Annotated in this window: 26 protein-coding genes; 2 read left to right on the top strand and 24 right to left on the bottom strand. The window is 44.5% G+C overall.

All coding sequences use genetic code 11. The annotated features are described in order from the left end of the window. Nucleotides 1–10: 10 nt before the first annotated feature. The 5 genes from galU to AC1DOV_RS08700 all read right to left on the bottom strand — a co-directional run bounded on the left by galU (nucleotide 11) and on the right by AC1DOV_RS08700 (nucleotide 5,008). Nucleotides 11–892, bottom strand: a complete 882-nt coding sequence (gene galU / locus AC1DOV_RS08720) for a UTP--glucose-1-phosphate uridylyltransferase GalU (protein ID WP_076267867.1) — start codon at nucleotides 890–892, stop codon at nucleotides 11–13. Nucleotides 893–917: 25 nt separating this feature from the next. Next, nucleotides 918–2,744: a polysaccharide biosynthesis protein gene (locus tag AC1DOV_RS08715; RefSeq protein ID WP_477549714.1), complete on the bottom strand. Its 1,827-nt coding sequence runs from the start codon at nucleotides 2,742–2,744 to the stop codon at nucleotides 918–920. A 354-nt stretch (nucleotides 2,745–3,098) separates the two neighbouring features. Next, the gene (locus AC1DOV_RS08710; RefSeq protein WP_477549713.1) at nucleotides 3,099–3,755 is read right to left on the bottom strand and encodes a CpsD/CapB family tyrosine-protein kinase; all 657 of its coding nucleotides are present in this window, start codon (nucleotides 3,753–3,755) and stop codon (nucleotides 3,099–3,101) included. Beyond that, nucleotides 3,745–4,497, bottom strand: a complete 753-nt coding sequence (locus tag AC1DOV_RS08705; protein ID WP_477549712.1) for a YveK family protein — start codon at nucleotides 4,495–4,497, stop codon at nucleotides 3,745–3,747. The genes AC1DOV_RS08710 and AC1DOV_RS08705 overlap by 11 nt, the downstream gene beginning before the upstream one ends. A gap of 100 nt (nucleotides 4,498–4,597) precedes the next feature. Beyond that, nucleotides 4,598–5,008 (bottom strand): helix-turn-helix domain-containing protein, encoded by a 411-nt coding sequence (locus AC1DOV_RS08700; protein ID WP_076267870.1) that lies wholly within the window; start codon nucleotides 5,006–5,008, stop codon nucleotides 4,598–4,600. Between the two features lie 210 nt (nucleotides 5,009–5,218). Between AC1DOV_RS08700 and AC1DOV_RS08695 the strand changes: the two genes are divergently transcribed. Further along, nucleotides 5,219–6,100: a phosphotransferase enzyme family protein gene (locus AC1DOV_RS08695; protein ID WP_477549711.1), complete on the top strand. Its 882-nt coding sequence runs from the start codon at nucleotides 5,219–5,221 to the stop codon at nucleotides 6,098–6,100. A gap of 243 nt (nucleotides 6,101–6,343) precedes the next feature. Here the strand turns inward: AC1DOV_RS08695 and AC1DOV_RS08690 are convergent, their stop codons facing one another. The 14 genes from AC1DOV_RS08690 to AC1DOV_RS08625 all read right to left on the bottom strand — a co-directional run bounded on the left by AC1DOV_RS08690 (nucleotide 6,344) and on the right by AC1DOV_RS08625 (nucleotide 18,534). Then, nucleotides 6,344–7,210, bottom strand: coding sequence for a 5'-3' exonuclease (locus AC1DOV_RS08690; RefSeq protein ID WP_430057621.1), 867 nt, complete (start codon nucleotides 7,208–7,210; stop codon nucleotides 6,344–6,346). Nucleotides 7,211–7,253: 43 nt separating this feature from the next. Next, nucleotides 7,254–8,459, bottom strand: a complete 1,206-nt coding sequence (locus tag AC1DOV_RS08685) for an aminotransferase class I/II-fold pyridoxal phosphate-dependent enzyme (RefSeq protein ID WP_477509343.1) — start codon at nucleotides 8,457–8,459, stop codon at nucleotides 7,254–7,256. Between the two features lie 8 nt (nucleotides 8,460–8,467). Then, nucleotides 8,468–8,848, bottom strand: coding sequence for an arsenate reductase family protein (locus tag AC1DOV_RS08680; RefSeq protein ID WP_076267876.1), 381 nt, complete (start codon nucleotides 8,846–8,848; stop codon nucleotides 8,468–8,470). A 38-nt stretch (nucleotides 8,849–8,886) separates the two neighbouring features. Beyond that, nucleotides 8,887–9,846 carry an RluA family pseudouridine synthase gene (locus AC1DOV_RS08675; RefSeq protein ID WP_477549710.1) on the bottom strand — a complete coding sequence of 320 codons (960 nt, stop codon included), beginning with the start codon at nucleotides 9,844–9,846 and terminating at the stop codon, nucleotides 8,887–8,889. Further along, complete coding sequence (locus AC1DOV_RS08670) at nucleotides 9,843–10,415, bottom strand: cob(I)yrinic acid a,c-diamide adenosyltransferase (protein ID WP_441908963.1); 573 nt, start codon at nucleotides 10,413–10,415, stop codon at nucleotides 9,843–9,845. The genes AC1DOV_RS08675 and AC1DOV_RS08670 overlap by 4 nt, the downstream gene beginning before the upstream one ends. Before the next feature lie 93 nt (nucleotides 10,416–10,508). Further along, nucleotides 10,509–11,729 carry an aminotransferase class I/II-fold pyridoxal phosphate-dependent enzyme gene (locus AC1DOV_RS08665; protein ID WP_430057616.1) on the bottom strand — a complete coding sequence of 407 codons (1,221 nt, stop codon included), beginning with the start codon at nucleotides 11,727–11,729 and terminating at the stop codon, nucleotides 10,509–10,511. 16 nt (nucleotides 11,730–11,745) lie between these two features. After that, complete coding sequence (locus AC1DOV_RS08660; protein ID WP_076267879.1) at nucleotides 11,746–12,237, bottom strand: Lrp/AsnC family transcriptional regulator; 492 nt, start codon at nucleotides 12,235–12,237, stop codon at nucleotides 11,746–11,748. Nucleotides 12,238–12,435: 198 nt separating this feature from the next. Next, nucleotides 12,436–12,831: a spore coat protein gene (locus tag AC1DOV_RS08655; protein ID WP_339207709.1), complete on the bottom strand. Its 396-nt coding sequence runs from the start codon at nucleotides 12,829–12,831 to the stop codon at nucleotides 12,436–12,438. Nucleotides 12,832–12,867: 36 nt separating this feature from the next. After that, nucleotides 12,868–13,092, bottom strand: coding sequence for a hypothetical protein (locus tag AC1DOV_RS08650; protein ID WP_339207707.1), 225 nt, complete (start codon nucleotides 13,090–13,092; stop codon nucleotides 12,868–12,870). An 88-nt stretch (nucleotides 13,093–13,180) separates the two neighbouring features. Next, nucleotides 13,181–14,356, bottom strand: coding sequence for a Ger(x)C family spore germination protein (locus AC1DOV_RS08645; protein WP_477509346.1), 1,176 nt, complete (start codon nucleotides 14,354–14,356; stop codon nucleotides 13,181–13,183). After that, nucleotides 14,353–15,807 carry a spore germination protein gene (locus tag AC1DOV_RS08640; RefSeq protein ID WP_477509347.1) on the bottom strand — a complete coding sequence of 485 codons (1,455 nt, stop codon included), beginning with the start codon at nucleotides 15,805–15,807 and terminating at the stop codon, nucleotides 14,353–14,355. The genes AC1DOV_RS08645 and AC1DOV_RS08640 overlap by 4 nt, the downstream gene beginning before the upstream one ends. Further along, a complete protein-coding gene (locus AC1DOV_RS08635) occupies nucleotides 15,804–16,931 on the bottom strand; it encodes a GerAB/ArcD/ProY family transporter (RefSeq protein ID WP_477509348.1) in 1,128 nt (375 codons plus the stop codon). The genes AC1DOV_RS08640 and AC1DOV_RS08635 overlap by 4 nt, the downstream gene beginning before the upstream one ends. A 134-nt stretch (nucleotides 16,932–17,065) precedes the next feature. After that, on the bottom strand, nucleotides 17,066–17,740 hold the full coding sequence (locus AC1DOV_RS08630; protein WP_441879009.1) for a DUF2642 domain-containing protein: 675 nt from the start codon (nucleotides 17,738–17,740) through the stop codon (nucleotides 17,066–17,068). Between the two features lie 71 nt (nucleotides 17,741–17,811). After that, the gene (locus AC1DOV_RS08625) at nucleotides 17,812–18,534 is read right to left on the bottom strand and encodes a DUF6897 domain-containing protein (protein WP_477509349.1); all 723 of its coding nucleotides are present in this window, start codon (nucleotides 18,532–18,534) and stop codon (nucleotides 17,812–17,814) included. Between the two features lie 422 nt (nucleotides 18,535–18,956). On the opposite strand from AC1DOV_RS08625, the gene AC1DOV_RS08620 reads away from it, so the two are divergent. Continuing rightward, on the top strand, nucleotides 18,957–20,027 hold the full coding sequence (locus tag AC1DOV_RS08620) for a CotH kinase family protein (RefSeq protein ID WP_477549709.1): 1,071 nt from the start codon (nucleotides 18,957–18,959) through the stop codon (nucleotides 20,025–20,027). 18 nt (nucleotides 20,028–20,045) lie between these two features. On the opposite strand, the gene cysK is transcribed toward AC1DOV_RS08620, so the two are convergent. The 5 genes from cysK to AC1DOV_RS08595 form a co-directional block, all read right to left on the bottom strand. After that, the gene (gene cysK / locus AC1DOV_RS08615; RefSeq protein ID WP_339207699.1) at nucleotides 20,046–20,963 is read right to left on the bottom strand and encodes a cysteine synthase A; all 918 of its coding nucleotides are present in this window, start codon (nucleotides 20,961–20,963) and stop codon (nucleotides 20,046–20,048) included. Between the two features lie 19 nt (nucleotides 20,964–20,982). Then, a complete protein-coding gene (locus tag AC1DOV_RS08610) occupies nucleotides 20,983–22,188 on the bottom strand; it encodes an MFS transporter (RefSeq protein ID WP_339207698.1) in 1,206 nt (401 codons plus the stop codon). 127 nt (nucleotides 22,189–22,315) lie between these two features. Continuing rightward, the gene (locus AC1DOV_RS08605) at nucleotides 22,316–22,936 is read right to left on the bottom strand and encodes a hypothetical protein (RefSeq protein ID WP_477549708.1); all 621 of its coding nucleotides are present in this window, start codon (nucleotides 22,934–22,936) and stop codon (nucleotides 22,316–22,318) included. 112 nt (nucleotides 22,937–23,048) lie between these two features. Continuing rightward, entirely contained in the window at nucleotides 23,049–23,471 is a 423-nt protein-coding gene (locus tag AC1DOV_RS08600) for a DUF350 domain-containing protein (RefSeq protein WP_076267890.1), read from the bottom strand. A 51-nt stretch (nucleotides 23,472–23,522) separates the two neighbouring features. Then, nucleotides 23,523–25,892: an endonuclease MutS2 gene (locus tag AC1DOV_RS08595; RefSeq protein WP_477549707.1), complete on the bottom strand. Its 2,370-nt coding sequence runs from the start codon at nucleotides 25,890–25,892 to the stop codon at nucleotides 23,523–23,525. Between the last annotated feature and the right edge of the window lie 211 nt (nucleotides 25,893–26,103).

The raw sequence follows: 26,103 nt of genomic DNA, 5'->3' as shown, positions 1-26,103 counted from the left end.
TATACTAGAATTATTTTCTAGCAGATTCTCTTTCAACCATTTGCGATAAATAGTTTAATAGCTCATAACGCAAATCCTCACGCTGAAGAGCAAATTCAATTGTCGTCTGGATAAAGCCCATTTTCTCGCCAACATCATGACGCTTGCCTTCGAATTCATAAGCGTATACGGCTTCCATTAGGTTTAAAGCAGCGATCGCATCGGTCAGTTGTATTTCACCGCCCGCTCCAGGCGATTGATTGCCGAGAATGTCGAAGATCGCCGGGTTCAAAATATACCTGCCCATAATCGCCATATTCGATGGCGCCAGCTCCTTGGACGGCTTCTCGACCAAATGTCTAACCCGGTGGAAGGATTCTTCCATAAGAGTGCCATCTACAATTCCGTAGCGAGATACGGCTTCATCCGCCACACGCTGCACGCCGATAATCGAAGTATGATACTCATCATATTTTTCGATCATCTGCTTGATACAAGGCTTCTCCGCTGAGATAATATCATCCCCAAGCAGTACGGCAAACGGCTCATCGCCAATAAATTTGCGAGCGCACCATATGGCGTGCCCAAGCCCCTTCGGCTCCTTTTGCCGAATATAATGAATGTCCACCATATCCGCTGATTTGCGCACTTCACTTAATAAATCGTATTTATGTTTGGCAGTCAAAATTTGCTCCAGCTCAAGTGAGTTATCAAAATGATCCTCGATTGCCCGTTTTCCTTTACCCGTTACAATAATAATGTCCTCGATGCCTGATTCAATCGCTTCTTCCACAATATATTGAATAGTTGGCTTATCGACGATTGGCAGCATTTCTTTTGGCATCGCTTTTGTTGCTGGGAGAAACCTTGTACCCAGACCAGCAGCTGGTATTATCGCTTTTCTAACCTTCATAACTTTTATGCAACTCCTTCTTTTTTTAACCTGTTACTGATGCAAATCCAGGAAGCTCTACGACATTATTCGCTAGATCCAGCAGCCTTGTTCGCAATTCTGCTTTGCTCATTCCCCCGTGCAGGGCAATGATTTCTTCAATATGTTCAAAATAAATCTCGGATGATTTGCCTATGTAGATTTTTGGATAAACCTGCTTTTCATTGATTTCATCATCCTTAAGCATTTCTTCGAATAGCTTCTCGCCTGGGCGAATTCCTGTGTACTCAATGCCGATTTCCTCGACCGAGTACCCCGACATCCGAATGACATTTTGTGCAAGATCGGTAATGTTAACCGGATCACCCATATCGAGGACAAAGATTTCACCGCCTCTGGCAAGTGCACCAGCTTGAATGACTAACCTTGAAGCTTCAGGAATGGTCATAAAATAGCGAACCATGTCCGGATGTGTAACCGTTACGGGTCCTCCCTTCTCTATTTGCTTCTTGAACAGCGGAATAACGCTGCCGCGGCTGCCCAAAACATTGCCGAATCTTACCGCTACAAATTTGGTATTGCTGAACCGGTCCATATGCTGAATGACCATCTCTGCAATCCTTTTTGTCGCACCCATAACGCTGGTTGGATTAACCGCCTTATCGGTCGATACCATGACAAACGTATCCACGCGAGCTTGGCTGGCTGCTCGTGCCGCATTCAAGGTTCCCATTACGTTATTTTTGAACGCTTCCTCTGGATTTCTCTCCATCAGTGGAACATGCTTATGTGCTGCTGCATGATAAACGACCTGCGGACGATGAGCTTGCATAACGGCCAGCATTTTATTTGCATCTTGCATATCGGCGATTTCTGTCACAAATTCTATTTTTGTATGTCCGTAAAGCTCTTTCAGCTCCATCTCAATGGAATAGATGCTGTTCTCTCCATGTCCAAGCAAAATAAGCTTCTCCGGTAAAAACCTCGAAACCTGCCTGCACACCTCAGATCCAATCGAGCCCCCAGCGCCTGTTACCATAACGACCTTCTGAGTGACGTAACCTGAAATACTCTCAATATCGAGCTCTACAGGCTCACGCCCTAATAAATCCTCAACCTGAACATCACGAAATTGACTAACCGACACTCTGCCGGTAGCCAAATCCTCAAGCATAGGAATGATTTGTGTTTTTGCTTTTGTTTTAGCGCATTCGCTAAAAATCGTGTTAAGCTGTTTTTTGCTCAGTGAGGGTATCGCAATAACGATATTGTTAATCTCATAATCAAGCGCCACCTTCGCAATGCTTTCAACCCCGCCCAACACCGGAATGCCCATAATATCTAGATTATGTTTGTTTACATCGTCATCTATGAACGCAGTTGGCAATAGCTCCATTTCATTGTTGCTAAGGAGCTGACGGGCAAGCATCGTACCCGCAGAGCCAGCACCAACAATTAACGTGCTTTTACGCAATCCAGCATTTTTCTGGTAGCTGCCACGGAAAATTCTCCAGCATAGCCTTGATCCTCCGATTAACAGCATATGAATCATCCAGGTCACGGCCAGCAGCCTGAAAAACACATCCTGCATCACAATTTGCTGAATAATCGCTGCTGCAAAGATCGAGAAGGAAACGGCCTTTGTAATAATCAATAGCTCCCCTACACTCGCATATTCCCATGCCTTCTTATACAAATTGTAGTAGAAGGAAAAGAAATGATGGCTTAATAGCAAAGTAATTGAACTAATTACAATGGGTGCAGTCACCACATCAAGTGAAGCACTTAGCAACAACCTGCTAAAAAAAATGGCGGTAAAAACGATAATGGAGTCGATTAAAATCAATAAAGACAATCTTTGTCGATACGTCAAAGAACATTCACCCTTTCTTCAGATATAGAAAAAACAAACGAAATTATTGGCTTAAGAGAATCAAGCTTAATATCTCTGTTACACTCTTAGAGTGTTTAACTAAAAGGCTTTTTACAAAACCATTTAGTTAAAGACTCTAAAATCGAGTCCAGGGGCATCGAACCCCGCCTCACACCACACTCTTGACGACTCGCGTCTAAGGTTTTTTTGCAACCCACAGTATGGCCGAGTGCCTCCATTGATAACGGTGAGGAGACATTACCGAATGAAATTGCCTTTACAAACACTTAATGTGCTTTATAAAGAACAATAGTCCGTAAAAAAAGCGCTATCCGATTGATATCATCAAACGCTCTACTTATTTAGTATGACACCCAATATATTAGCTTTTGCAAACAACAGTGCACGTTTCGCTTCCAGTGCATGCTCCTGCTGTGTTTTCCCATGTTTTAAAAGCAAGAGTACGCCGTCACATTTATTTACCAGCGCATTCGTATCCGGAACGCCAAGAACCGGCGGGCAATCCAGCAGAACCATGTCATAATGCTCATCTGCAAATGCCATTACATCTACCATCAGCTGTGAATCGAGCAGTTCTGTCGAATTATAGAGGCGCTGCCCGCTTGGCAAAATATCGAGTCCTTCGACCTCCGTATTATAAATCGCTTCACGAATTTCGAGCTGCTGCCCTAAAACATTCGACAAGCCTGGCGAGGTTTGTACATTAAAGATTTTGTTTATGATTGGATTGCGAAAATTTGCGTCGATGATCAGCACTCTATCGCCACGTTGTGCCATACAGACTGCTAAGTTGACTGCCGCTGTCGATTTCCCTTCACCCTCTGAGGGCGAAGTGACCAGTAAAGAACGCACCTTGCTGCCGCTCGCTGCATAATGAATATTGTTGCGAATGGTTCGATATTGTTCCGAAACGATGCCATGCGGATTAATATAAGCGAGTAAGCTTTTGTTTACATAAGACTTTGATACCTTTTGCCGCTCACGAACCAATCGTCTCACCTCTTACAGAAATGCTTTTTTGTTTTTTCAAACGACTGCTAGCATAATCTTTTCGTTTAATTTTATTAACTTGACCAAGCATCGTTAGGCCGAGCAGCTCTTCCACTTCTCGTTCTGATTTGATAGAATCATCGAGTGAATCTAGCAGGAATACTAACCCTACGCTCAAAATCATGCCAAGCAAGAAGGCAATGTACACGATACGATTGCTTTTTTCATTAATCGGGAAAGGATTTTCTTCTGCCTTCGTCAACAATCTGATGCTCGTAATTCCAAGCACTTCCGATGCTACTTGCCTGTAGGTTTCCACTGCTGTATTCGCGATCTCAGCTGCAAGCCTTGGATCGGTATCCATAACAGAAACTACGGTAACAAGCGAGGCATCTACACTGTCTACTCTAATTTGGCTTCGTAATGCTGCTGCCGAAAGATTAAGACCGAGCTTCTCAATTACCTGATCCAAAACGATTGGCTCTCTGAACAATACCCTCACTGTGCCCATCATATCCGAGGAAGCAGCCACGATCATCCGCGTGTTTGATACATACATTGGCGTTTCAGGCTTTGAATTAAAGAAGCCTGCAGCGACTGTAAAGAGAATAGTAATGACCATGACTATCCACAGACGTTTTTTTACCGTGAGAAATAACGCTTTGAGATTTATTTCTTTAATCTTTACTCTGTCTTGATCATGATGCAATGCTTGTGAATCCTCCAGCCGTTTACCTTCCATTTGCACACCTGCTTACTATGTTTGTTATAAAGAACAATAACACAATATTAGTTCTTTATATAGAACATGTCAATACACTTTCCCGACTTTTTATTCAAAGTCAGTTATCGATATGAAGAATAATAATATTTGATGATTTCTTTTTGTCAGCAGAGTAGACATTCGTCTCCGTTCTGCTTTCCTTCCACATATTTGAACGGATCAAGTCTTTTAGTGCTTGGAAATCACCCTTGCTCATACCTTCATCAACCGCATTTTTAATAATGACTCGCCATTCCTCATCCAACGTTTCATCCATATGAATCTTTGGTAAATGCTCTTCTCCGAGTAAATATTCAATGTTTGAGTCTAGTGGAGCTGCTATTTTTGCCATTACCTGAAGAGATGGGTTATTCTGCATATTGCGTTCAATGTAGCTCAAGTAGGACTTGGATACGCCCGCTAGGTCAGCAAGCTTCGTGATCGAGTAGCCCTTTTTTTCCCGTAGACTTTTAATCCGTTCCCCAATCATAATATTCTCCTTCGGCCAGTTTAGATCTAAACGTAAAGCTGAACAAAATCAACACAAACTAACACTTTATAACAGACAATATGTATATTTTAGTTCTTTAATGAGAACAGGTCAATAGCATTCCATTTTTTTATATGCAAAGAAGCAGCAAAGATGTACAATTTTTGCAAAAGCAGAAGTTGTAAATATTTATTGAAAGGGAGATTATTTATGATATATTCGCTTAAATCGATAGACTGGATAGCGAAAAATGACCTTATCGATCATCTATTGCAACAAGAAGATAACTTAGCCATTTCTACAATGGATCAAGGTTTTGAAGCTGAGGTGGTAAAGGTCACTTTGGAGCAAACAAGCTATGTATTAAAAATATGGAACAAGGACTCCAGACCTGATGTTAGTTTCCAGTTTCATTTATTGAATGCACTCTTTGACCGTGAATTATCCGTGTCGAAGCCTATTGGCTGGGGGATGAACGCTAATGGCGAAAAGGTATTGTTCACATCGTTTGACGGAGCAGCCGTTAAGAAAGTAAATAAAAAGAAAATGTCCGATCTTGCGCTCCTACTAGCAAGTATCCATCAAACTCCAGTGGAAGAGCTCTTACATGTACAGCTTCCAAAGTATGACTTCATCGACTACTTTTATTCTGCCATAAAAGAACATCCCGATTTATTGCTCGCATTAACACATTTTTTGAGTATGACAGAGATGAATCAAGAACAATTGATACACGGTGATTTTCATTTAGCAAATATACTCGAAAATAATGGAAAGTATACCGTCATTGATTGGACCAATGGGCAGTTAGGCGACATAAGGTATGATTTTGCATGGTCGTTCGTTTTAAAGAGCATTTATGTGTCTGAACAGAATGCTTCTGCATTTCGTACTGCTTATCTAAAAACAAATCCAATTTCACAAAATGACGTTCAGCTTTTTGAAGCGATCGCATGCCTCAGATGGATATTGTACAGTAGGCATGAAAAAGTGCCAAAGGGGACAAATACCCTTGATACAATAATGAGCTTAATCACTAACAACCCTTACTTGAAAGAGCTAGATTTATACGATTTTTCAAAAAAGATATAAAATTTAGTTGCACAAGCCTTCACAAAACACGCAAAACAAGGCTGAACAAGACGAAGCCATGTTCAACCTTTTTTGCTGCCCTTCTTGACTCGCACTTCCTACTGTCCATGCACAAACTTTTTTATTTCATGTACTATTTATTCCTTTCTCGTTCATCCAACTATAATTACCCATTTTTATGAACGTCAATAAAAAAAGATCTCCTCACTACGGTATATAACCGTAAGAGGAGATCCTTTTCATTTATCCAATAAGCGAAATCAAGCTTTTAAATTCCAGCTCTTCAAATTTGAGCAATACGGTTTCGCGTTCATACGCCCAGCAGCAGCCATCAAGCTCTGCGGATACTGGCACATCACAGCGAATTGTCGCTAAATCACGGGATAGATGCAGCATATCAAGATCCGCTTCAATTTTCACTCGGATAGTTTTGGATACCGCCTCCAAATTAGCAAGCAAGCCCTCGATTGAACCATGCTCTTGAATAAGCTTATGTGCTGTTTTTTCTCCGATACCTTTCACGCCTGGATAATTGTCCGCTGTATCTCCCATTAACCCTTTGATGTCGATAATTTGAATAGGCGTAAGTTGGCGTTCTTCCATTAGCGTTTCCGGCGTATACACCATGTAGTTCCCGATGCCCTTCTTCATGATCGCAACCGATACCCGGTCGTCCACCAGCTGAAGCATATCATGGTCACCCGTCACAACAAAAATTTGCGCTTGATCCTTAAGTGCAGCAGCAAGTGTTCCAATGCAGTCATCCGCCTCATATCCTGCGATCCCAATATTCGGTACACCGAAGCTGGCAACAACTTCTTTCACAAGATCAAACTGAGGAATTAGATCCTCTGGCGCAGACGGACGATTGGATTTGTAACCATCATACTGCTCCGTACGAAATGTCGTGCTTCCCATATCCCAGCAGCATACGACATGTGTTGGATTAAACGTATTGATTGCATCCATGAAATACCGAACAAAACCATGTACTGCATTAACAGGTACGCCTGCACTTGTTTTACGAACGCTTCCTCCGAATGAAGTAGCGAAATAAGCCCGAAATAAGATTGCCATCCCATCAACCAAAAGTAAACGTTGTTCACTCATCGTTATAAAACCCCTCTCAAACATATAAAACCATTATTAATATTTATTGCCCACGAATAAATTTTCCAATCCGCCCCGCAGCTTCCTTCAACCGTTCTTCGCTTTCAACCAGCGCTATTCTTACATAACCTTCACCCTCGGAGCCAAAAGCTTCCCCAGGCACAACGACAACGCCTGTTTGACGAAGCATTTCCTGGGAAATTCGCCTGGACGTCCACGGCTCGCTAAGCGACCACTGCATAGGAGGAAGCTGCGCCCAAACGAACATTGTTGCCCGAGGTGCCGCAATATCCCATCCTTCTGCTCGAAGCGCTTCAAGGAATGTATTACGCCGCTGCTCATAAAGCTTTCCTGCCTTTGGCTTCTCTACATTTGCTATCGCTTCCTGAAGTGCAACAATTCCTGCCTCTTGAATAGGATCAAACACGCCGTAGTCAATATTCGCTTTCAGCTCGCGGAGAGCGGCGACTGCTGCTCTATTTCCAGCCAAAAAACCAATTCTGCAGCCAGCCATGTTGAAGCTTTTGGACAAAGAATGGAATTCAACCGCATGGTCGATTGCACCTGGTACCTCAAGAATGCTAGGCGGCTCACAGCCTTCAAATCCCATTTCGGAGTATGCAAGATCATGAACGACCAATACGTTATGACGCTTTGCTTTATCAATCAATCGCTCAAAAAAGGAGATGTCCGCTATAGCAGAAATCGGGTTGTTCGGGTAATTGAGCAAAATAAACGTTGCCTGGTCCCATTCCGAATCCGGTATTGCCTCCAGATCAGGCATAAAGCCATTCTCCTCGCGCAGCGGCATCAATACAGATTCGACTCCCGCGAGCGCTAATGATGCAGCATAAATCGGATACCCCGGATTAGGCAGCAAAACGATATCGCCAGGATCACAAAGCGCCATGGCAAGATGGGCAAGACCGTCTTGTGAGCCAAGCAGTGTTACGATCTCGTCTCCAGCATCCAGCTCCACGTTAAATCGATGCTTCATCCATTTCGCTGCATGCTCTCGAAATGGCAAGCCGCTTTTAATTGCTGGATACGAGTACATATCACTGCGCAATGCCGCTTCACTAAGCGCCTGTCTAACGGCGGGCGAAGGCGGCTGATCCGGATTTCCGATGCCAAGATCAATAATATCAAGACCGCTTTCCACAGCTGACCGCTTCCACGCTGCAACTTCTGCAAATATGGATGATCCTAGCTGCGACAGCCTATTGGAACGCCATTTGGTTTGTGACATACGTCCATTCACCCTTTTCCATTGTTCCAAACTTGTTCGTATTGTTCTTCCTTATATCCAACAGTAACCGTCTTGCCATCCGTCACGATAGGCCGTTTAATCAGCATGCCGTTCGAAGCAAGCAAGTCATATTTCTCATCTTCAGACATGTCAGCCAGCTTGTCCTTCAAACCAAGCTCCCTGTACACATCTCCAGATGTGTTAAAAAACTTTTTCAGCTCCAGACCGCTGTTTTTGACAATCTCCTTCAGCTCCGCAGCTGTAGGTGTTTGCTCAACAATATTTCTGGATACGACATCGTTGCCCTTATTTTGCAGCGATTTAAGCGCTGAGCGGCATGTACCGCATTTTGGATATTGAATGATAGTTAGTTCCTTTTGTTTCGTCATCCTCTTGTTTCCTCCAGCATTGGGCTGACTAGTCCCATTTATTTTGATAGACTCCGTTCTAATCGTTCAAGCTCAGGCGGCAAATCCGCACGCCATTCCATCCATTTTTTTGTAATTGGATGGGTAAAGCCCAGTATCTCGGCATGGAGTGCTTGACGACCGACTGCGTCCTCCCACTCTTCCTCCACACCTTGCTGAGTACCATACATTTTATCTCCGATAAGCGGGCAGCCGATATGCTTCATATGAACGCGAATTTGATGCGTCCGTCCCGTTTCGAGCTTTAAGCGCACTGCCGCTGCGGCAGGCTTGTCCGAAGTAGATTCATAATGTGCAATCGTCTCATAGTGCGTAATAGACGGATAACCCTCTGGCGTGACGATGCGAACATGCGGCTGGTCTGGGTCACGGTCAATCGGCGCATCAACCACTCCCGCAGCTGGCTCAGGGCAGCCATAAACATAAGCACGGTACAGCTTTAAAATACCGTTTGCCTGCATTTGCTCCGAAAGCTGTTGATGTACATATGAGGTTTTTGCAATAGCAACAAGTCCGGATGTTTCTTCATCAAGGCGGTGGACGGGACGGAAACGCACCTTCTCTCCCGCCTCTTGCCAATGGTAGACGATACCATTAGCAAGCGTCCCCGTGTAATGTCCATGGGTCGGATGGACGATCATACCGGCTGGTTTATTTACGATAAGCAGATCCTCATCCTCGAATACGATCTGTACCGGAATAGGTTGCGGCAAAATATCTCCGGAAATTTCCCTCTCCATGCGTACGCGAATGATATCGCCCGCTGCAACGGGAGCTGTTGTATAGGCACGAATCTCGTTAACAGTCAGTCCATGCTCCGTTTGCTTTACTTGCGAGAGCAGCTTGCGTGATACGCCCAGTTGACGCTCCAGCACCCGCCGGACGGTCATTCCATGCTCTGCCTCACTAACCGCAGCCACCAACGGCCGATAATATAATAATTCAAGTCTATCCATCATTTTTTAGGCTTCCGAAATACTTCTGCGCTGCGTACATATTCCGTATCTGATACGCCAAGCTTCGCATTTGCAACTCTAGCAGCGGCGAAGAAAAAATCGGACAATCGATTCAAATACGTTTGTACATCGGCATTAATCGGATGCTCCGCTGCAAGCGTTACAACGCGGCGCTCTGCCCGACGGCATACCGTTCGGCATACATGCAGAACTGCAGAAACAGAGCTTCCTCCCGGCAAAATAAACCTCGTGATTTCCGGCGCCTCTGCTGTATATTGGTCAATCCATTCTTCCAGACGTTTAGACGGCTCTGCTGATATTTTTAGAGGCGCGCCTTCAACGGCGTAAGCAAGATCTGAGCCGCAGTCAAACAATTCCTGCTGAATATCAACGAGCCAAGCTGCCATTTCTGCCAGCTCTTCGTGTTTGGCAGCTTCCGCCGCTGCCTGCCCTACAAAACAATTCAATTCGTCAATGGTACCATATGCCTCAACACGAACATCATCCTTGCGCACGCGGCCGCCAATTAAAGATGTCTGACCGCTATCGCCCGTTCTTGTGTATAGTTTCATCGGCCTTGCCTCCTTTTTTCATCCATTACTCTCTATTCATGCAAACAGCAGGTCGGATAAGCTCCTGACCTGCTGTTTATTAAAGGCGCTAGATTAGCCTTCTTGCTTCAAGCGATGTACAAAGCCGCCAATTCGATCAAGCGCTTCGGTCAGATTCGTGACAGAAGTTGCATAGGAGCAGCGAAGATGGCCTTCGCCTCCGAGACCGAATACATCTCCCGGAACAGCTGCAACATTCGCTTCGTCGAGCAGACGCTGCGCAAACTCCTCACTTGATAAGCCAGTCGATACGATCGATGGGAATGCATAAAATGCACCCTGCGGCTCATGGCAATCGAGTCCGATTTCCCTGAATCCTTTTACGACAAGACGCCGGCGCTGATTATAAGCCTCCACCATGCGGTCCTTCTCTTCTAAGCCATGTTGAAGTGCTTCAAGCGCTGCATACTGTGCCATAATCGGCGCGCACATAACGGTATACTGGTGAATTTTTAGCATTGCTGCAATAAGATCAGGATGGCCGCAAGCATAACCCATCCGCCAGCCTGTCATCGCGAAAGCTTTCGAGAAGCCGCTCACAAGAATGGTACGATCCTTCATCCCCGGCATTGCAGCAAAGCTTACATGCTTCGAGCCGTAAGTAAGCTCCGCATAAATCTCATCGGAAATAACAATAAGATCATTCTCTTCCACTAGCTTTGCAATAGGCAGCCAGTCCTCATAGGTCATAGTTCCGCCAGTAGGGTTACTTGGATAACATAAAATAAGTACTTTTGATTTCGGCGTTATAACGGCTTGAAGCGACTCTGCCTTCAGCTTAAATTCATCCTTAGCAAACGTTTCAATACCGACAGGTTTTCCTCCGGTAAGCGCGGTTATTGGTGAATAGGAAATATAACATGGCTCAGGAATTAAGATTTCATCACCTGGCGAAATAAACGCACGAAGGGCAAGATCAATGGCTTCACTGCCGCCAACGGTTACTAAAATTTCATTCGCAGGGTTGTAAGTTACGGCAAATTGATCATTTAAGTACTGCCCAATGGCTTCGCGAAGCTCTGGCATACCTGCATTTGACGTGTATTGCGTTTTCCCCATTTCAAGCGCATATACAGCAGCTTCCCGAACATGCCATGGCGTCACAAAGTCCGGTTCCCCTACTCCTAATGTAATAACATCCTTGCGCGTACTGACCAAATCAAAAAACCGACGGATTCCCGACGGTTTGATGCCCCGAACGAGCGGTGACAAATAATCAGCCATCGATTGACGCTGCAAAGGTGTGGAGGGTTGTTTCTCTTCATCTTTAATCATTGCCATCACCCTTTTTTCACGGCGAAACCATCAACCGATGATCACCTTCATGCTCCTCGAAGATAATGCCGTCTTGTTTGTATTTTTTCAAAATAAAAAATGTTTTTGTCGATAATACCGCGTCAATAGGCGATAGTTTATTCGATACAAAAGAGGCGACCTCTTTCAACGTTTTTCCTTCAACCTCAACGAGCAAATCGTATGCTCCCGACATCAGGTAGACGGATTTTACTTCTGGATATAAATAAATGCGCTCAGCGATTCCTTCGAAACCGCGACCGCGTTCTGGTGTAATTTGTACCTCAATAAGTGCAGTTACCTTCTGGTCGTCAATCTTGCTCCAGTTTACGACTGTCGCATACTTCACGATAATATGGTCTTTCTCTAGCTCGGCGATGGCTTGCTTTACTTCCTCGGTTGTTACGGCTAACATGGTTGCGATCAAATCTGCATCTCTGCGCGCATCCTCCTGAAGCAGTTCAAGCACTTTCAACTGTAATTCGGTCATTGTATAACTCCTTCCAGTACAACTGCAATTATAAAGAATATTTTACAACGTTTTTGTTTCTCGCGCAATCAAAGCATAAAAGGCTGAAGCCTTTATTTTGGCGGCTTCAGCACTTCTCGCGGAGAAATATTAGCATGATATGTAAAAGCTGCTTCTGCTTGCTATTCCTTATAAAAAGGAAAGACCCCAAAGGGGTCTTTACATGTAATGCGTTTGTGAGCCTTGTTGATATTGGCCGGACTGCTGCATTTGCGGCGTATACATCGTTTGGTTTTGCTGTTGCCCAAGGTTTTGCTGTAAAAACTGGCTCGTTTTTTGTTTGGTTTGCTGATATTGCTTAGCCTGCTTGTCCAGCTCCTGACGCAGCGCAGGCGAGGATGTATTGTACATATTCGCTTGCTGCATCGCCGTAAACAGCTGGCCTTGCAGTGCCAACGTGCTGTCTGTCAATTTCGTAAACAGCTGGCGAATATCAGGACAAGTAGACTCTGTTGCTGCTGTTGCATATTCACGAACAACTCTTTTCAAATCGCTAAGGATCGTGCCTGCCAAATCTTCCTCAGTCAATATCGATTGCTTTTGTTGTTGCTGCATTATGATTGACCTCCTAATCTTCTTTTAAAATCCTTCTTATTGTTGAGGCTGTGTTGGAGCCATTTGCTGATGGTGCGAAATCGCATGCAGCAAAGAATCATAGTGCTGCTGATGGGTTTGAATCATTTGTGAGCATAAATTTCTAAGCGCTGGTGTAGTACCGGTAGCAACAAGCGTTGCACATTGCTTAATTAATAAATCCTCGTTGGACATAGAGTCTGCAATGTACTCCAGCTCTTTTGCCGTCATTGGCTGCATCATTTAATCATCCTCCTCTAAACTTGGTCCAAAATTACGATTTGATCCATTTATTTCGTGCCAAACGTATTATGAGCTAAATTTCCTTTATTTATGTGTCAATATTTAAATCGAAATTGCCGGTGTGAATTAATTGGAAATCCACCTCTATAATTAACTGATCGGGCTTTGGCAGCCACTCCTTACTTTTGCATGCTTGCTGCCAATAAGCTTGATGGTAACGGTACAGATGATGCTCCAGTTGAAAGAAACTAACTTTCTTCTCCAGCCCCTTGCGGAACGTATCTTCCATCTCCTGCTTAATCCGCGCTTTAACTGACGAAACAATTTCATGTTCCTGTATAACGCCATCCATTTCTGCGACATTCCCGTCTACTCGCATCTTTAATGTGAAAATGGGCTTGTCACCTTTAAAACTCACATCCACACTCCCTCTGGATGAAACGACAGCGATTGCCGCTTTCCCTTTTTCCCCTTGCGCTTTGAGCAGAAAATGCTTGAATTCAGGATCTGCCCATCTTAGCCCTGTGGCTTCAGGCTCCGTAAGATAACCGAGATATTTAAGATCTTTAAATATAAATATCCCTTCGATTAACTGGATTTGCAGCGGTTGTTTCTTTCTTTTCCAGTATTCTTCATTTGCATTCAAAGCAGGGAGAGTAGTGACCATGGAGGGTTCATTCAGCGTCTGTACCGCCAGCTGCAAGGAATAAGGACGAATGAAGCTTCTCTGGCTGTCGAGAGGGCCCGGCATATACATAATGCTGTTAAGCGGTGATTGATCAAAAAAAGTATCGCTAGTAAAAATTTTTTCAATCGGAGCTTTGGTTCCGAAAAGCAACGACGTATACCGCGATGCCCGCTGACGATTCACCCCGTCCATGATGTCAGCGATTTTGCTCATCGCTCTCTCCTGTACGATCACGGTTTTTAAATGCTCCAAGCTCAAAATCGTTTGGCCAGAGCGAGCCAAGTCATTTAGAGCTAGCAATACGGTATCTCCCGACCCTTTTCCGATCCAAACCGGATTTGGATCAGGCTGAAGCGATTCTGTTTTTGCAATTAGGCCAAATTTAATCGTTTGGGCATAAATATCGTATTGTCCGTCCTTATAGTCGATGCCAAATGCGGATATATAGCTCACATCCGCCAAGTTAACTTCATCCCAGCAGCCTTGCAGCAGCAACGACATAAACACGATGCCTGCCAGTGCCGCACACTTTCTAAGCTGTGTTCCCTGCTTTGTAATCCATGCAAAGAGCATCATTTATTCCTCCTCGTACTCTTAAGCTTCCATGGCATTTGTATAAGCGCTGGCAGCAGCTCTTTTAAGCGCATAGGTGCAACCGGGTATAAGTAAGAGCGTCCAAATGATTCTAACGTGCACAAATAGATAAGTACCGCAAAGGAGCCGACAAAAAAACCGAAAATGCCCAGCACAGATGAGCAGATAAGGACAAGGTAACGGATGATGCTTACGGAGCCGCTTAATGACTGATTCACGAGAGTAAAGGTTGATACCGCCGTTACCGCGGCCATTACGAGCATCGTTGGCGATGTCATGCCCGCACGGATGGCTGCATCTCCAACGATCAATCCGCCTACAACAGAAACGGTTTGGCCTACTGCCCTTGGAAGTCTTACACCGGCTTCCCTGAACAGCTCGAACATGGTCAGCATCAGAAACATTTCCATCGTTGCCGACAGCGGCAATCCGATTCGCGACATCGTAACGGTTGCTAGCAGCGTAAATGGAATCTGATCCGTGTTGAATGCTGACAGCGCTATCCAAAAACCTGGCAAACAAATAGCTAATACGAGTCCTACGAGCCTTAACAAACGTTCTAATGAAACATAATAAAAGGGTAAATGTGCGTCCTCTGGTGATTTGATGAGCAGCAATAAGTTTCCTGGAGCAATAAGTGCAGATGGCGACCCATGGAGCAATATTGCTACCTTGCCTTGCAGCAAGGATTGAACGACATAATCAGGCCGTCCTACAAATTCAACGAGTGGAAATAAAGATAAGCGGCGGTCGGATAAAAGCTCCTCCAGTTGACTTCCTCCTACTAGAGCCGGAATATCGATATTGTCCAGTCTCCTTCTAGCTTCTTTAACAAGCTTGGGATCGGCCTTGCCCTCCATATGAAGCAAAGCGACCTCCGTTAAGGACTCGGAGCCGATTTTTCGATACTCTACATGCATATCTGGTGTTTTTAGCCTCATGCGGACTAATGCAACATTCGTTGAAAGCTGTTCGACGAACCCGTCGCGCGGTCCTCGAATCGATACTTCAAGCACCGACTCCTCTGGTGTCCTTCCAGGCTGATTAGCGATGTCAAATTCAAACAATCCTTCGAATTTAGCAAAGGACAATATGACACTGCCTGCAAATAGGCGGGCAAATACGTTGCTGTCAAGATCCCCAGACTGAATTTTACTAAATAACATGCTGGGCTTATGTTTTTCACCTGTATCTGCGTCTGGCACCGTTCTGAATTGCTCCGCCCATTTCTCCAATAACGGCAATAAGCCTAGCTGCAATTGTTGGTTGTCGATTAATCCATCGCAATAAATCAATGTCACTTCCATTGGACCGTCAACGTCGAGTGTCAGATTATATTCAATAACATCATGACAATCCTTCAATATGTGTTTTAACTGATCCAACGAAATATCGTTTTGATCGATCTCACTATTATGCTCGTCATGAATCATAACTGCTCTGCCTCCTCCGAGCCGATAATGGCTGTTCTTTTTTTATCACCCTGTTTTTTTCTAAACATAGACACGATCCAAATTACGATCGTTAAGAGCATGACGACAATGCCGGTGTACTGAAATGCAGCATGTAATGCCGTCCTTACCTGAAGCATATTTTTGATGCCAGCGCCCGAGATGACCAAAATGATCACGCCGAGCACAGTAGGTGATATCCACTTCTGTTTTAAACGGCGCAGCGGCCAAAATTCTGACAAAATGTGAATGGATATCGATAGACGAATAAGTGCGCCTGACATCCACTGAAAAATTGCAAAAAAATCAACATGCTCAAAATATTTCCCGATGGAGACCAGTCTCCATTGCGAAAAAGCAGGGTACCGCATTTTATCAGCTTCAACAGGGCCGAATTCTACAATCGCGCCCATTACCGGACCAAGTGTCAGCAGCGATAAGAACAAAACAAGCACGATGAAATGCCATCTTTTAAATTTTCCATGGATATGATGCTGGATGAACATGAACCCAAAAAACTCGCAAGACGAAGTCAACACATAATAAATGCCTTTCATGACCGGGCTCATCCCATTCTCGAGCATAGGCAGCAAATAGTGATAATCCTTGTGAGGCATGTTCGCAGACATGACAAAATCGCCTAACAGTACAACGATCGGCAATAATATACAGCTAACATAAGCAATGGTCCGCAGCCCTGAGACTGATGCAAACATACAAAGACCTAAAAAAACAGTACAAACCACCATGGAGGGCGTATTGGGCAAATAGGTTGTCGCAGTCCACGAAGCTGTAATAATAAGTGATTCAAAAGCAATACTCAGCTGTACCAGCAGAAAAATACTAATAATTATCCAAGCCAAAAACCGCGGCATAAGCTGTATGAGCCATTGATCAAACGGAGTTCCATCCATTCGCTTTAATATTCCATAAAAAGGAAACAAAACCCAAGGAAGGACGATTACAAGGCCAAAAATAACAGAAATCCATGCATCGCGCTTAGCAGCATCAAGCAGCAGCGGTACAACCAGAACATGATTTACAAGTCCAACAGACAAAACCATCATTAACATAGAGGGTAAAATCCCAAATGGTTTCACTTTCATAATCTTGTCACTTCCTTCCAAAGATAATGTTTCCAGATCTATGTATCTAAATGCATCCTGTCAATCTTTTATTTAAAGAGAACAAAAAAAACTATGCTTAAGCCGTCTACTGGCTAAGAGCATAGTCTTCTTTCCTACGGAATATGAACCGTCTTCACATGATCAAAATGTAAAAAAACGGGGTTTCCACTTACAGTCGCAAGCTCAATCATGCTTTGATCGACATTTTTCAGAACGCCGATTTTATTTGAATTCTCGCCGAGATCAAGCACGACGAATTCGCCGATTAATTTACGAAGCTGTTGATCAAAAGTTCTTGCAAGGGTTAGCGGGGATGGCTTTAGAGGGAATTGTTCCGGTGTTAACGTGTATGGTGTTACGTTAGGACTGTACGGAATTAAATATTTCATATGGTGGAGAGAGATGATCACCGTATGATAAACGGGAGAATAGAAGACGAAAAAATCATTCATAACGGTGGTCAAATAACCATGAATAGACTGATTACCTGTAATATAAATCTCAGAGAACATACCTTTCGCATTCATTAATATTTTTCGGTACGAGACGGGCTCATTATAAGGCTCGAAAGGCATTTCCGGTACTTCATATATTTCTTCTGCTTCTTCTTTACGAGTTGAAAGACGAAGCTGCTGCAGATGAATAAGCGGGATATACAAAAATTGTGTTCCATTATGCAGCACTAATATATCCTGACCAAACTCGATCAATTTACCTCGTATAGGCGCTACTTTCCCTGAAATCTCCAATTCGACCTGCTTATCCAACAGCGGATGACGGTTTTTCATGCAATTAACCTCCTTTCATCCGGATAGATCGCGTAATCGGGCAAAAGCTCTACCTTTTGCCCGACAGGCCATTATGATTTTTTTACTGAACTGCGAGTTGTTTTTACGGCAGCCGCATTTGCATTGCTTTTTCCACCGCTGCGATTGCCTTGTGTTTTGTTTTTATTGTTGTTTTTGCTGTCGCTTTTGTTTTCGTTTTTGCTGTTGCTTTTGTTTTCGTTTTTGCTGTTATTGTTGTTTTTGTTATTGTTGTTTCCGCCAGATTTGTTGCTTCCCGCTGCTTTAATTGATTTGATGTGGAAGTTCTGGATTTGCATAGCTTCTTTACCGGAAACGAGCAGGATTGAGTTGCTGCCTGCTTGAGCAATGAAACCTTCAACTTTCTCAGGTCCGCCGGAATTAAGCTGTACAAAGGTTTGATTCATTGCACGAATAACACCATTGAAATTGTTTGCACGAATAACTTCTGTGCTGCGACTTCCGCTTCTGTTGCCAGATCCACTTTTGTTGCCTCCGCTTGAATTGCTGGCACCTCCCTCAGTAACACTCTTAACATGGCTGTCTGCGATATAAACGACACCTTCATTTGTGTTTAAAACAAGATAGTCGCTTTTTACAGAGTGGAGCTTGCCTTGAAGTGAGTCCGGTCCGCCGCGATTAACTTTTACGTTTTTTCCTACCAAGCTTTGAAGAAAGTTATGATCCTTGTTTCCACTCTTGTTGCTTTTGTGGCTATTGTTATAACTAGCAACAGATTGACCAGCTGAATAACCATTGTTATACCATAGACTCATAAAAAAATCCCTCCGATAATTTCATAGTTTGTTGTTCTAAGACTGTCTTCAAATACGCCCTTACGACCTATTCACTTCCCATTCATTACTCTGTTGCTTTGCATCCTCCTTTTCCCATTCACTCCATCTATCATGAGTTACGAAATGTAATATATTAATATGTATACCGTATGGAAGTGGTACTAGATTGCTATCTATTTATGAGAGATTGAGCAATTCCCCTATAAATAATAGAGTAGTATAATTATAGATTTTGAACTCTACTGGTTCAGATATGGAAGCTTTCCATTGTGATCATTAGGATTGAAAACATTCATGACCAAATAATCGTGACCATCTGGGCATTAGCTGAATAGAGTATTAAGATCAAAACGCCTATCGTGCAACGGTAGGCTTTATCTTTTGCTTCGGGAGATGGTTAGATGGTTGCTGAAGTCTTGCCGACACGTTCCATACGCATGAATGCTTCTGATTTCCAAGAGATACAAAGCGATGCTTGGGGGCGTTCCTTCAAACCGGCACAGCTCGAGATGGAGGGACAAACCTATACTGCAGAGTTTGGCCTGCGGGGAGGACATACACGTAATTATTCCAAAAAATCTTATGAAGTTCGGCTTGAAAATGGCAAAACATTTCATTGGAATGCGGAATATGACGATCCATCCATGATGCGGAACGCACTTTCCTTTTACTTTTTCAATAAAATTGGTGTGCCATCCCCTCAAACCAACCACTTCTGGCTCATAATAAATGACGTGCCTCGAGGCGTTTATTTGGAAATCGAAGCGGTAGATCAACTTTTTTTCGAAAAAAGGGGCATTGGCTGCCGTTCTCTTCTCTATGCCGTCAATGACAGTGCCGACTTCAGCTTAACCGACCCTGTCTCTAAAGGTACGAAAGCTTCGTTATTTGATGGTTATGAATTGAAGCTGGGAAAGACGGGGACAAAAAAGAGGCTCGTATCGTTCGTTCGAAATATCAATCGTTTGTCTGGCAGTAAACTGTATGAACATCATGCCAAACGCCTTGATGTATCACAATATTTATTATGGCTTGCCGGAGCTGTATTGACAGGAAATTACGATGGATTTGATCAAAACTATGCGCTTTATGAGCATAGCAAAAGTGGGAAATATCGAATCATTCCATGGGATTACGAGGGAACCTGGGGGAGAAACTGTTACGGAAAGCCTTGCGGCAGCGATCTCGTCCGTCTTCAGGGCTACAATACGCTGACAGAGAAGCTATTTACATTCCCATCGTGCAGACGAAAATATAGAGCGATCATAAAGAAACTGCTGTTATCCGCATTTACTGTGGAGAAGCTGGAACCCGTCATTTCGCAGATGCATGCACAGTTATCTCCGGCTATTCGCAGCGATTATACGCGAAAGGCGAGCTATGACACCTTTTTAGCAGAACCAGCCTTTATTCATAACTATATTGATGAAAGACGCAATATATTGCAGCAATCATTACGGGAATGGTTATAAACCACTCCCGTATGCTGATCAAAAAATATCCATGCTCATATACCGCTCTCCAGTATCTGGAGCAATGCACAGCACTCGCTTCCCAGCACCAAGACGTTTTGCAATTTGCATCGCTGCCCATACCGAAGCGCCTGAGGAAGGTCCTAGCAGCAAACCCTCTTGCGTCGCTAACGCTCTCATTGTCGTTAGAGCATGCTCATCTGAAACTTGAATGATTTCATCATAAATCGATGTATTAAGAATAGCGGGCACGAAACCAGGACTAGTACCGACAAGCTTATGCGGACCTGGCTTTCCTCCTGACAACACCGGTGACCCTTGCGGCTCTACTACCGCTACATACAAATGAGGGAGCACTTCCTTTAGCGCTTCACCTGTTCCTGTGATCGTGCCGCCTGTACCTGCGGTAGCAACGAAAGCGTCTAGCTTGCCATCTGTTTGCTCGATAATTTCTATCGCAGTCGTCATTCGGTGAATCTGCGGATTCGCATGATTCTCGAATTGATTCGGTATGTAGCTGCCCGGGCGCTCAGCCCGAAGCTCCTCCGCTTTTCGAATGGCTCCCGGCATGCGTTCAGCAGCAGGCGTAAGCACAACTTCCGCTCCGTATGCTTGCAGCAGTTTAATCCGCTCAGCAGTCATGTTGTCCGGCATAACTAATATTATGTTGTAGCCTCTAGCTGCTGCGTTCATGGCTAGGCCTATGCCTGTATTGCCGCTAGTTGGTTCAATAATGGTATCACCAGGCTTAATCAAACCGCGCTTCTCGGCATCATTAATAAGAGAGAAGGCTGCGCGATCCTTTACGCTGCCGCTTGGGTTGAAGCGTTCCAGCTTAACGCATACTTCGGCGCTGCCTTCCTCTGGAAGACGGTTTAGCCTTACGACAGGCGTATTCCCAATTAATTGCGTAATGTCTGCAACTACTTTCGGCATTCCTTCACTTCCTTTCTATTTAGGTTTGTGCTTGCTGCTCTGTAAGAAACGGCTTCATGAACCACCAACCAGCAATCGGCACGATGCCAACCGCAAACAAGAGCCAAGTAATGGCGACAGCAGAATGATTCAGCGGCAAAACGATTAAATATGACGATAAGCCGATAATCCTGCCAAAAACTAATCCCGCTTCACGAAGGACGATAAATTCCTCTCGTTCCCGCGCACTTTCCTCGGACTGGCCAATGAGGTCAAATACTCTTGAGGTCATAGGTATAATATAAAGCGGCATAAACAGTGATGTTCCGATTCCGAACATAAGCAATGTAGCATAAGAGACCTTCCAGAACAGCGGCAATATAACGATTCCAATCATGATAACGCCTATGAGCATCGCCCATTTGCGATTGTTTTTTTTGAGCTTTTTGCCAACAATCCAGAAGCTGATTAAAGCAACTAAGGATGTAATGAGTGAATACGTTCCTAGCTTGCTTTCGTTTTGCGTAGCTACGTATACCGTAAGGCCAACAAGAAACATAAATACGCCTTCTCGCACGCCCTGCGCTGCAATAGCTGGAAACATGCGACGCCACGGATTTCCTTTTTGCATCAGCTGCTGGAAGCCATGCTTCCAATTATAGCGGCCTTGACCATGGCGTTTTTTAAGCCAAAAGCTGAGCACTACACTTATAGAAAATATGATTAATGAAAGGGTGAAAATAAGCCTATATCCCTTTTCTCCTTGCATCGACGTGATAAGCAAGCCTGATACCCACGGCGCCACGATACCTGCCGCAGAACCAAGCAGCCCCGACCAGCCATTGAAACGATCCCGATTATCTGGATCTGTCACTTCGAAATAAACTACATTAAATGCGACCCAAAAAAAACCGAGTGCCATCCCATTTAAAAGGCCAAGCGGCAAATAATATACTTTCGCTTGTGTACCCAGCAGCAGTACTGAACAATAAAACACGCCTGACAAAATAATGCCTATGCGCAAACTATTCATTTTGTTATGCTCTTTTACCCATTTCCCAACAACCCAAAAGGTTAAACCACTCATTACATATTGACCCATAGTGAACCAACCGATCAACATATAAGATTGGCTTGCTTTCCATAAGTATACGGGAACAAACGTCCCAGACAGCGCGTTCGCAATACCGTAAAGCGCCTGCACAATAAGTAAAAGGGCTGCTTGTCCATTTAAGGTTTTTGCCAAAACGATTCCTCCTGCCGCAGGCCAGTTCATGCATTCACATGTCTAGCCCTTTACGTATCAGAATTACGTTTTGTAAGATTCCCTTTTTGGATGCAGCCCATGCCCGTCCATTATTGCCAGTTGTTTGTTATTCTTCCGGTGTTAGACGATTGATCATTTGCTCGCGGTCGCCTGAACTCAGCAAGGACGAGGTTTGATAGCAAACGGGACAAACGTACAAGGTCAATTGAAAAGGAGTTTCGAGCACCGCTTTTCCTAAAGATGGAGCGATTCTAGACTCGAATTGCTGCCCATCAATTGTCTGTACGCCTGCTTCGATCATATACGCCCGACATGCCGGGCATTCAGGTACTTCATCCTGATCATCAAGCACACGCTGAACCGTTTCTTCCACAGCAAATCGTGCACTGTCAGCATTGCGGAAACCTTCACCCTGAGCTAGCCAACGTTTATGGTTCGGATCATCGGAATCGTCTTCTTCCGCTTCTTCCTCCAGTTCATCGTCTGACCAATCGTCTTCAGGTTCCTCGCCATTTTGCTTTGCTGCTCTGCGAGCATCATTGATTTTTAGCGCCTGAACAGCTTTTTCATGCTCATCAGCTTCCACTTCATCCTCATCATAACCAAGCTCTATCGTACGATATGCGCTTAATTCATTGTCGCAATGCGGACAATGCGATTCCGGCCCAATTTCTTCATCCCATACAATTTCCGTTAAACACCAAGGACATATCAAATGCTCATCCATGCTCATAACTTCCCCTCTAATGATTCATTAAATATACGATACCGAAAACAAAAAACAAAACAGCGACAACCGCTAGTATTCTCCATAAATATTTCATATGGTTTCACCCCGTTTATATAATGACAGTTGCACCAATCACGTAAGATAAAGATACAGAAATGATCATTGCAATAAGCCCTACCGCACGGTTATCACGAGCGATTTCGTCATCGATTCGAAAAACAGGCGTTAGAAATTCGAATAAAAAATATGCTGCCATAAGTATGACGAAACCGAACGCACCCCAAATAAGGCTTTGATACACCGAATCGTTGGACTCGATGGAAAACCTGAAAATGTTACAAATACCGAATATTTTACCGCTTGTCGCCATAGCAACAGCAACGTTTCCCTTTTTTATCTCCGTCCAGCATTTATATTTGGTTACGAGCTCAAAGCACGATAAAAAAACGATGAGAGACAGCACCGCAACCGATACATAAACAAGTGAAGCAGCATACGGATTGCTCAGCAACTGATCGACTTCATTACTCATTTACAAGACCCCTCCATCATCTGCCGTATTCGATTGCGCAATGGCTAGGAGCTATTTAAGCTCCACAACCGTCACGCCAACGCCGCCCTCGCCATAATTGCCGAGTCGAAAGCTCTTCGCATGGCTGTGTCTACGCAAATATTGCTGTATTCCAGTACGAAGCACACCAGTGCCTTTACCATGAATAATAGCAACCTGAGCTAAGCCTGATAAAAAGGCCTCATCAAGAAAACGGTCAACCTCAAGGATTGCTTCTTCCAGATTTTCTCCGCGAAGATCGAGCTCCATCTTAATATTTTCTTCTCTGGTGCGCTGCAAGCTGGCTGCTTGCTTCGGCTGTTGTGTCTTACTAGCGGCAGCTCCAGAGCTTCGCAGCTCCAAATCATCCAGCGCAACCTTCATCTTCATAATGCCCAGCTGCACTGTAGCATCGGAACCATGAATTTCCACAACCGTGCCCTTCTGATTTAAGCTATAAACGGTTACTTCGTCGCCAGCTTCAATCTTAACCTGCTTCGTTGCTGTCTTGGAAGCTCCCCGCTTCGATTTCTGAAGCTCGGGAGCCGCTTCATCAAGCTTGCGGCGTGCCTCAATGAGCTTATGCTCCTTGACGGAGGCACCCTCCTCCATTGCAAGCTTGCGCAAATCCGCAATAATTTGTTCTGCCTCGCGTTTGGCTTTGAGGACAGCCTCGCGAGCCTCATCTTGCGCCTTCTGCATCAGCTTTTCTTTCTGCTCTTCAAAGCGCAAACTCTCTGCCTCATGGCGCGCGCGCAGCGTCTCCATCTCACGGCGGAGCGACTCTGCCGTTTGACGTTCTGTTTCAGCGCCTAACCGGTTCTCTTCAAGGGAGGCTATCATATTTTCAACTCGTTGATCCTCTTCGCTTACTTCTCCTCTTGCATGCTCAATAATCGAACGAGCAAGTCCTAAACGCTCAGCGATAGCAAATGCATTGCTTCGTCCAGGAACACCCACAAGCAGACGGTATGTAGGACTTAAGGTAGCAACATCAAACTCCATGCTGGCGTTAATAACACCCTTGCGATTGTAAGCATAAGCTTTCAGCTCGCTGTAATGCGTAGTTGCTACAATACGGCTTTCCATAGCATGAACATGCTCCAATATAGCAATCGCAAGCGCCGAGCCTTCAGCTGGATCTGTACCAGCACCAAGCTCATCAAGCAGCACTAAGCTCTTTGATGTCATGGAGCCTAAAATGCGAATGATGTTTTTGAGATGGCTGGAAAACGTACTGAGGCTTTGCTCAATACTTTGCTCATCACCGATATCGGCATAGATAGCATCAAATACACAAAGCTGGCTGCCATCCTCAGCAGGTACAAACAATCCTGACATGGCCATAAGGCTAAGCAGTCCGATCGTTTTCAAGGAAACCGTTTTACCGCCTGTATTCGGTCCCGTTACAATGATGGATGTGTATTGATTGCCAAGCTCCACATCGAGTGGAACAACCTGCTCAGGAGCAATTAGCGGATGGCGTCCACGTTTTATTTTCAGAAAACCTCGGTCATTCATCCGCGGCTGTGTAGCCTTCATGAGATGAGCAAGCCGAGCCTTTGCAAAAGCAAAATCGATTTGGCCAAGCAAATCCAAGTTATAAATAAGATCTTCTACATAATCGGATGCCAAAGCAGTTAGCTTCTGCAAAATTTTCTCAATTTCCCGCAGCTCGCCTGCCTTTAGCTCTCGAAGCTTATTGTTCATCGCAACAATGGCTTCCGGTTCAATAAACAATGTTGCGCCAGAACCAGACTGATCGTGCACGATTCCGCCAAAGTGAGAACGGTATTCCTGTTTCACTGGAATAACATATCTATCGTTGCGAAGTGTTACGATGGCGTCCTGCAGCATTTTTTGAACGGACGAGGAACGGACCATTTGATCCATTTTCTCACGAATCCGTGATTCGCCATTTCTAAGCTCGCGCCGGATAGAGGCCAGTTCAGCACTAGCGCTATCCATCACTTCCGCTTGGTCATCGATGCAATCAAAAATCGCATCCTCAAGCGACTTATGCTCACTTATTTGATCTGCAATATGGTGCAGCATTGGAATGGGATTATCTTCATGCAAAACGCTGAGATGCCGTTTTACACGTCTACCGCCCCGTGCGGTATTCGCAATATCCAGAAGCTCAGCCGGATTAAGGGTACCGCCTATACGGGCACGGTGAAGCGGCGCTGAGATGTCCACAATTCCCCCAAATGGCGCACTGCCTTTAAGACGATCAGCTGTGTAGGCCTCGTCGGTAATTTGCAAAATCTGCTTTACCGATTCCAGATCCGAAACCGGCTGCAGCGACTCAGCAATGGTTTTCCCAAGCGATGTTGCTGCATGCTGAGACAATCTATGTATGATTTTAGGATATTCAAGTGTCTTCAAAATTTTAGTGTCCAACAATTAACACTCCTCTCGCCTTCCTATTATAGCCGAATCACGACTTTGATGCACGAACTGAACCGTTGTTTCATACATAAATGATGCTCAATTGGTCACAATATAAACGAACGAGCCGTCTAACGACGCAACTTTAGCAATACTGTACGGAAGGAAATAACAAAGAACTGCGAACGTGGGCGACTATAAGCTACACAAGTACCAAAACAGC

It is taken from the genome of Paenibacillus sp. 01T47, from assembly GCF_056398245.1.
Note: the sequence above shows the minus strand (reverse complement) of the source record. Positions and strands in the feature narration are given on the sequence as shown.

Excerpts from the sequence above, each read along its gene's own strand:
- AC1DOV_RS08630 (WP_441879009.1), bottom strand. The coding sequence starts at position 17,740 with ATGAAAAACCGTCATCCGCTGTTGGATAAGCAGGTCGAATTGGAGATT.
- AC1DOV_RS08680 (WP_076267876.1), bottom strand. The coding sequence starts at position 8,848 with ATGACGAAACAAAAGGAACTAACTATCATTCAATATCCAAAATGCGGT.
- AC1DOV_RS08605 (WP_477549708.1), bottom strand. The coding sequence starts at position 22,936 with ATGGATGAGCATTTGATATGTCCTTGGTGTTTAACGGAAATTGTATGG.
- AC1DOV_RS08675 (WP_477549710.1), bottom strand. The coding sequence starts at position 9,846 with ATGATGGATAGACTTGAATTATTATATTATCGGCCGTTGGTGGCTGCG.
- AC1DOV_RS08635 (WP_477509348.1), bottom strand. The coding sequence starts at position 16,931 with ATGAAAGTGAAACCATTTGGGATTTTACCCTCTATGTTAATGATGGTT.
- AC1DOV_RS08660 (WP_076267879.1), bottom strand. The coding sequence starts at position 12,237 with ATGACCGAATTACAGTTGAAAGTGCTTGAACTGCTTCAGGAGGATGCG.
- AC1DOV_RS08695 (WP_477549711.1), top strand. The coding sequence starts at position 5,219 with ATGATATATTCGCTTAAATCGATAGACTGGATAGCGAAAAATGACCTT.
- cysK (WP_339207699.1), bottom strand. The coding sequence starts at position 20,963 with ATGCCGAAAGTAGTTGCAGACATTACGCAATTAATTGGGAATACGCCT.
- AC1DOV_RS08625 (WP_477509349.1), bottom strand. The coding sequence starts at position 18,534 with ATGAGTCTATGGTATAACAATGGTTATTCAGCTGGTCAATCTGTTGCT.
- AC1DOV_RS08690 (WP_430057621.1), bottom strand. The coding sequence starts at position 7,210 with ATGAGTGAACAACGTTTACTTTTGGTTGATGGGATGGCAATCTTATTT.
- AC1DOV_RS08640 (WP_477509347.1), bottom strand. The coding sequence starts at position 15,807 with ATGATTCATGACGAGCATAATAGTGAGATCGATCAAAACGATATTTCG.
- galU (WP_076267867.1), bottom strand. The coding sequence starts at position 892 with ATGAAGGTTAGAAAAGCGATAATACCAGCTGCTGGTCTGGGTACAAGG.
- AC1DOV_RS08700 (WP_076267870.1), bottom strand. The coding sequence starts at position 5,008 with ATGATTGGGGAACGGATTAAAAGTCTACGGGAAAAAAAGGGCTACTCG.
- AC1DOV_RS08620 (WP_477549709.1), top strand. The coding sequence starts at position 18,957 with ATGGTTGCTGAAGTCTTGCCGACACGTTCCATACGCATGAATGCTTCT.
- AC1DOV_RS08655 (WP_339207709.1), bottom strand. The coding sequence starts at position 12,831 with ATGCAGCAACAACAAAAGCAATCGATATTGACTGAGGAAGATTTGGCA.
- AC1DOV_RS08685 (WP_477509343.1), bottom strand. The coding sequence starts at position 8,459 with ATGTCACAAACCAAATGGCGTTCCAATAGGCTGTCGCAGCTAGGATCA.
- AC1DOV_RS08600 (WP_076267890.1), bottom strand. The coding sequence starts at position 23,471 with ATGAGTAATGAAGTCGATCAGTTGCTGAGCAATCCGTATGCTGCTTCA.
- AC1DOV_RS08650 (WP_339207707.1), bottom strand. The coding sequence starts at position 13,092 with ATGATGCAGCCAATGACGGCAAAAGAGCTGGAGTACATTGCAGACTCT.
- AC1DOV_RS08705 (WP_477549712.1), bottom strand. The coding sequence starts at position 4,497 with ATGGAAGGTAAACGGCTGGAGGATTCACAAGCATTGCATCATGATCAA.
- AC1DOV_RS08670 (WP_441908963.1), bottom strand. The coding sequence starts at position 10,415 with ATGAAACTATACACAAGAACGGGCGATAGCGGTCAGACATCTTTAATT.
- AC1DOV_RS08645 (WP_477509346.1), bottom strand. The coding sequence starts at position 14,356 with ATGATGCTCTTTGCATGGATTACAAAGCAGGGAACACAGCTTAGAAAG.
- AC1DOV_RS08665 (WP_430057616.1), bottom strand. The coding sequence starts at position 11,729 with ATGATTAAAGATGAAGAGAAACAACCCTCCACACCTTTGCAGCGTCAA.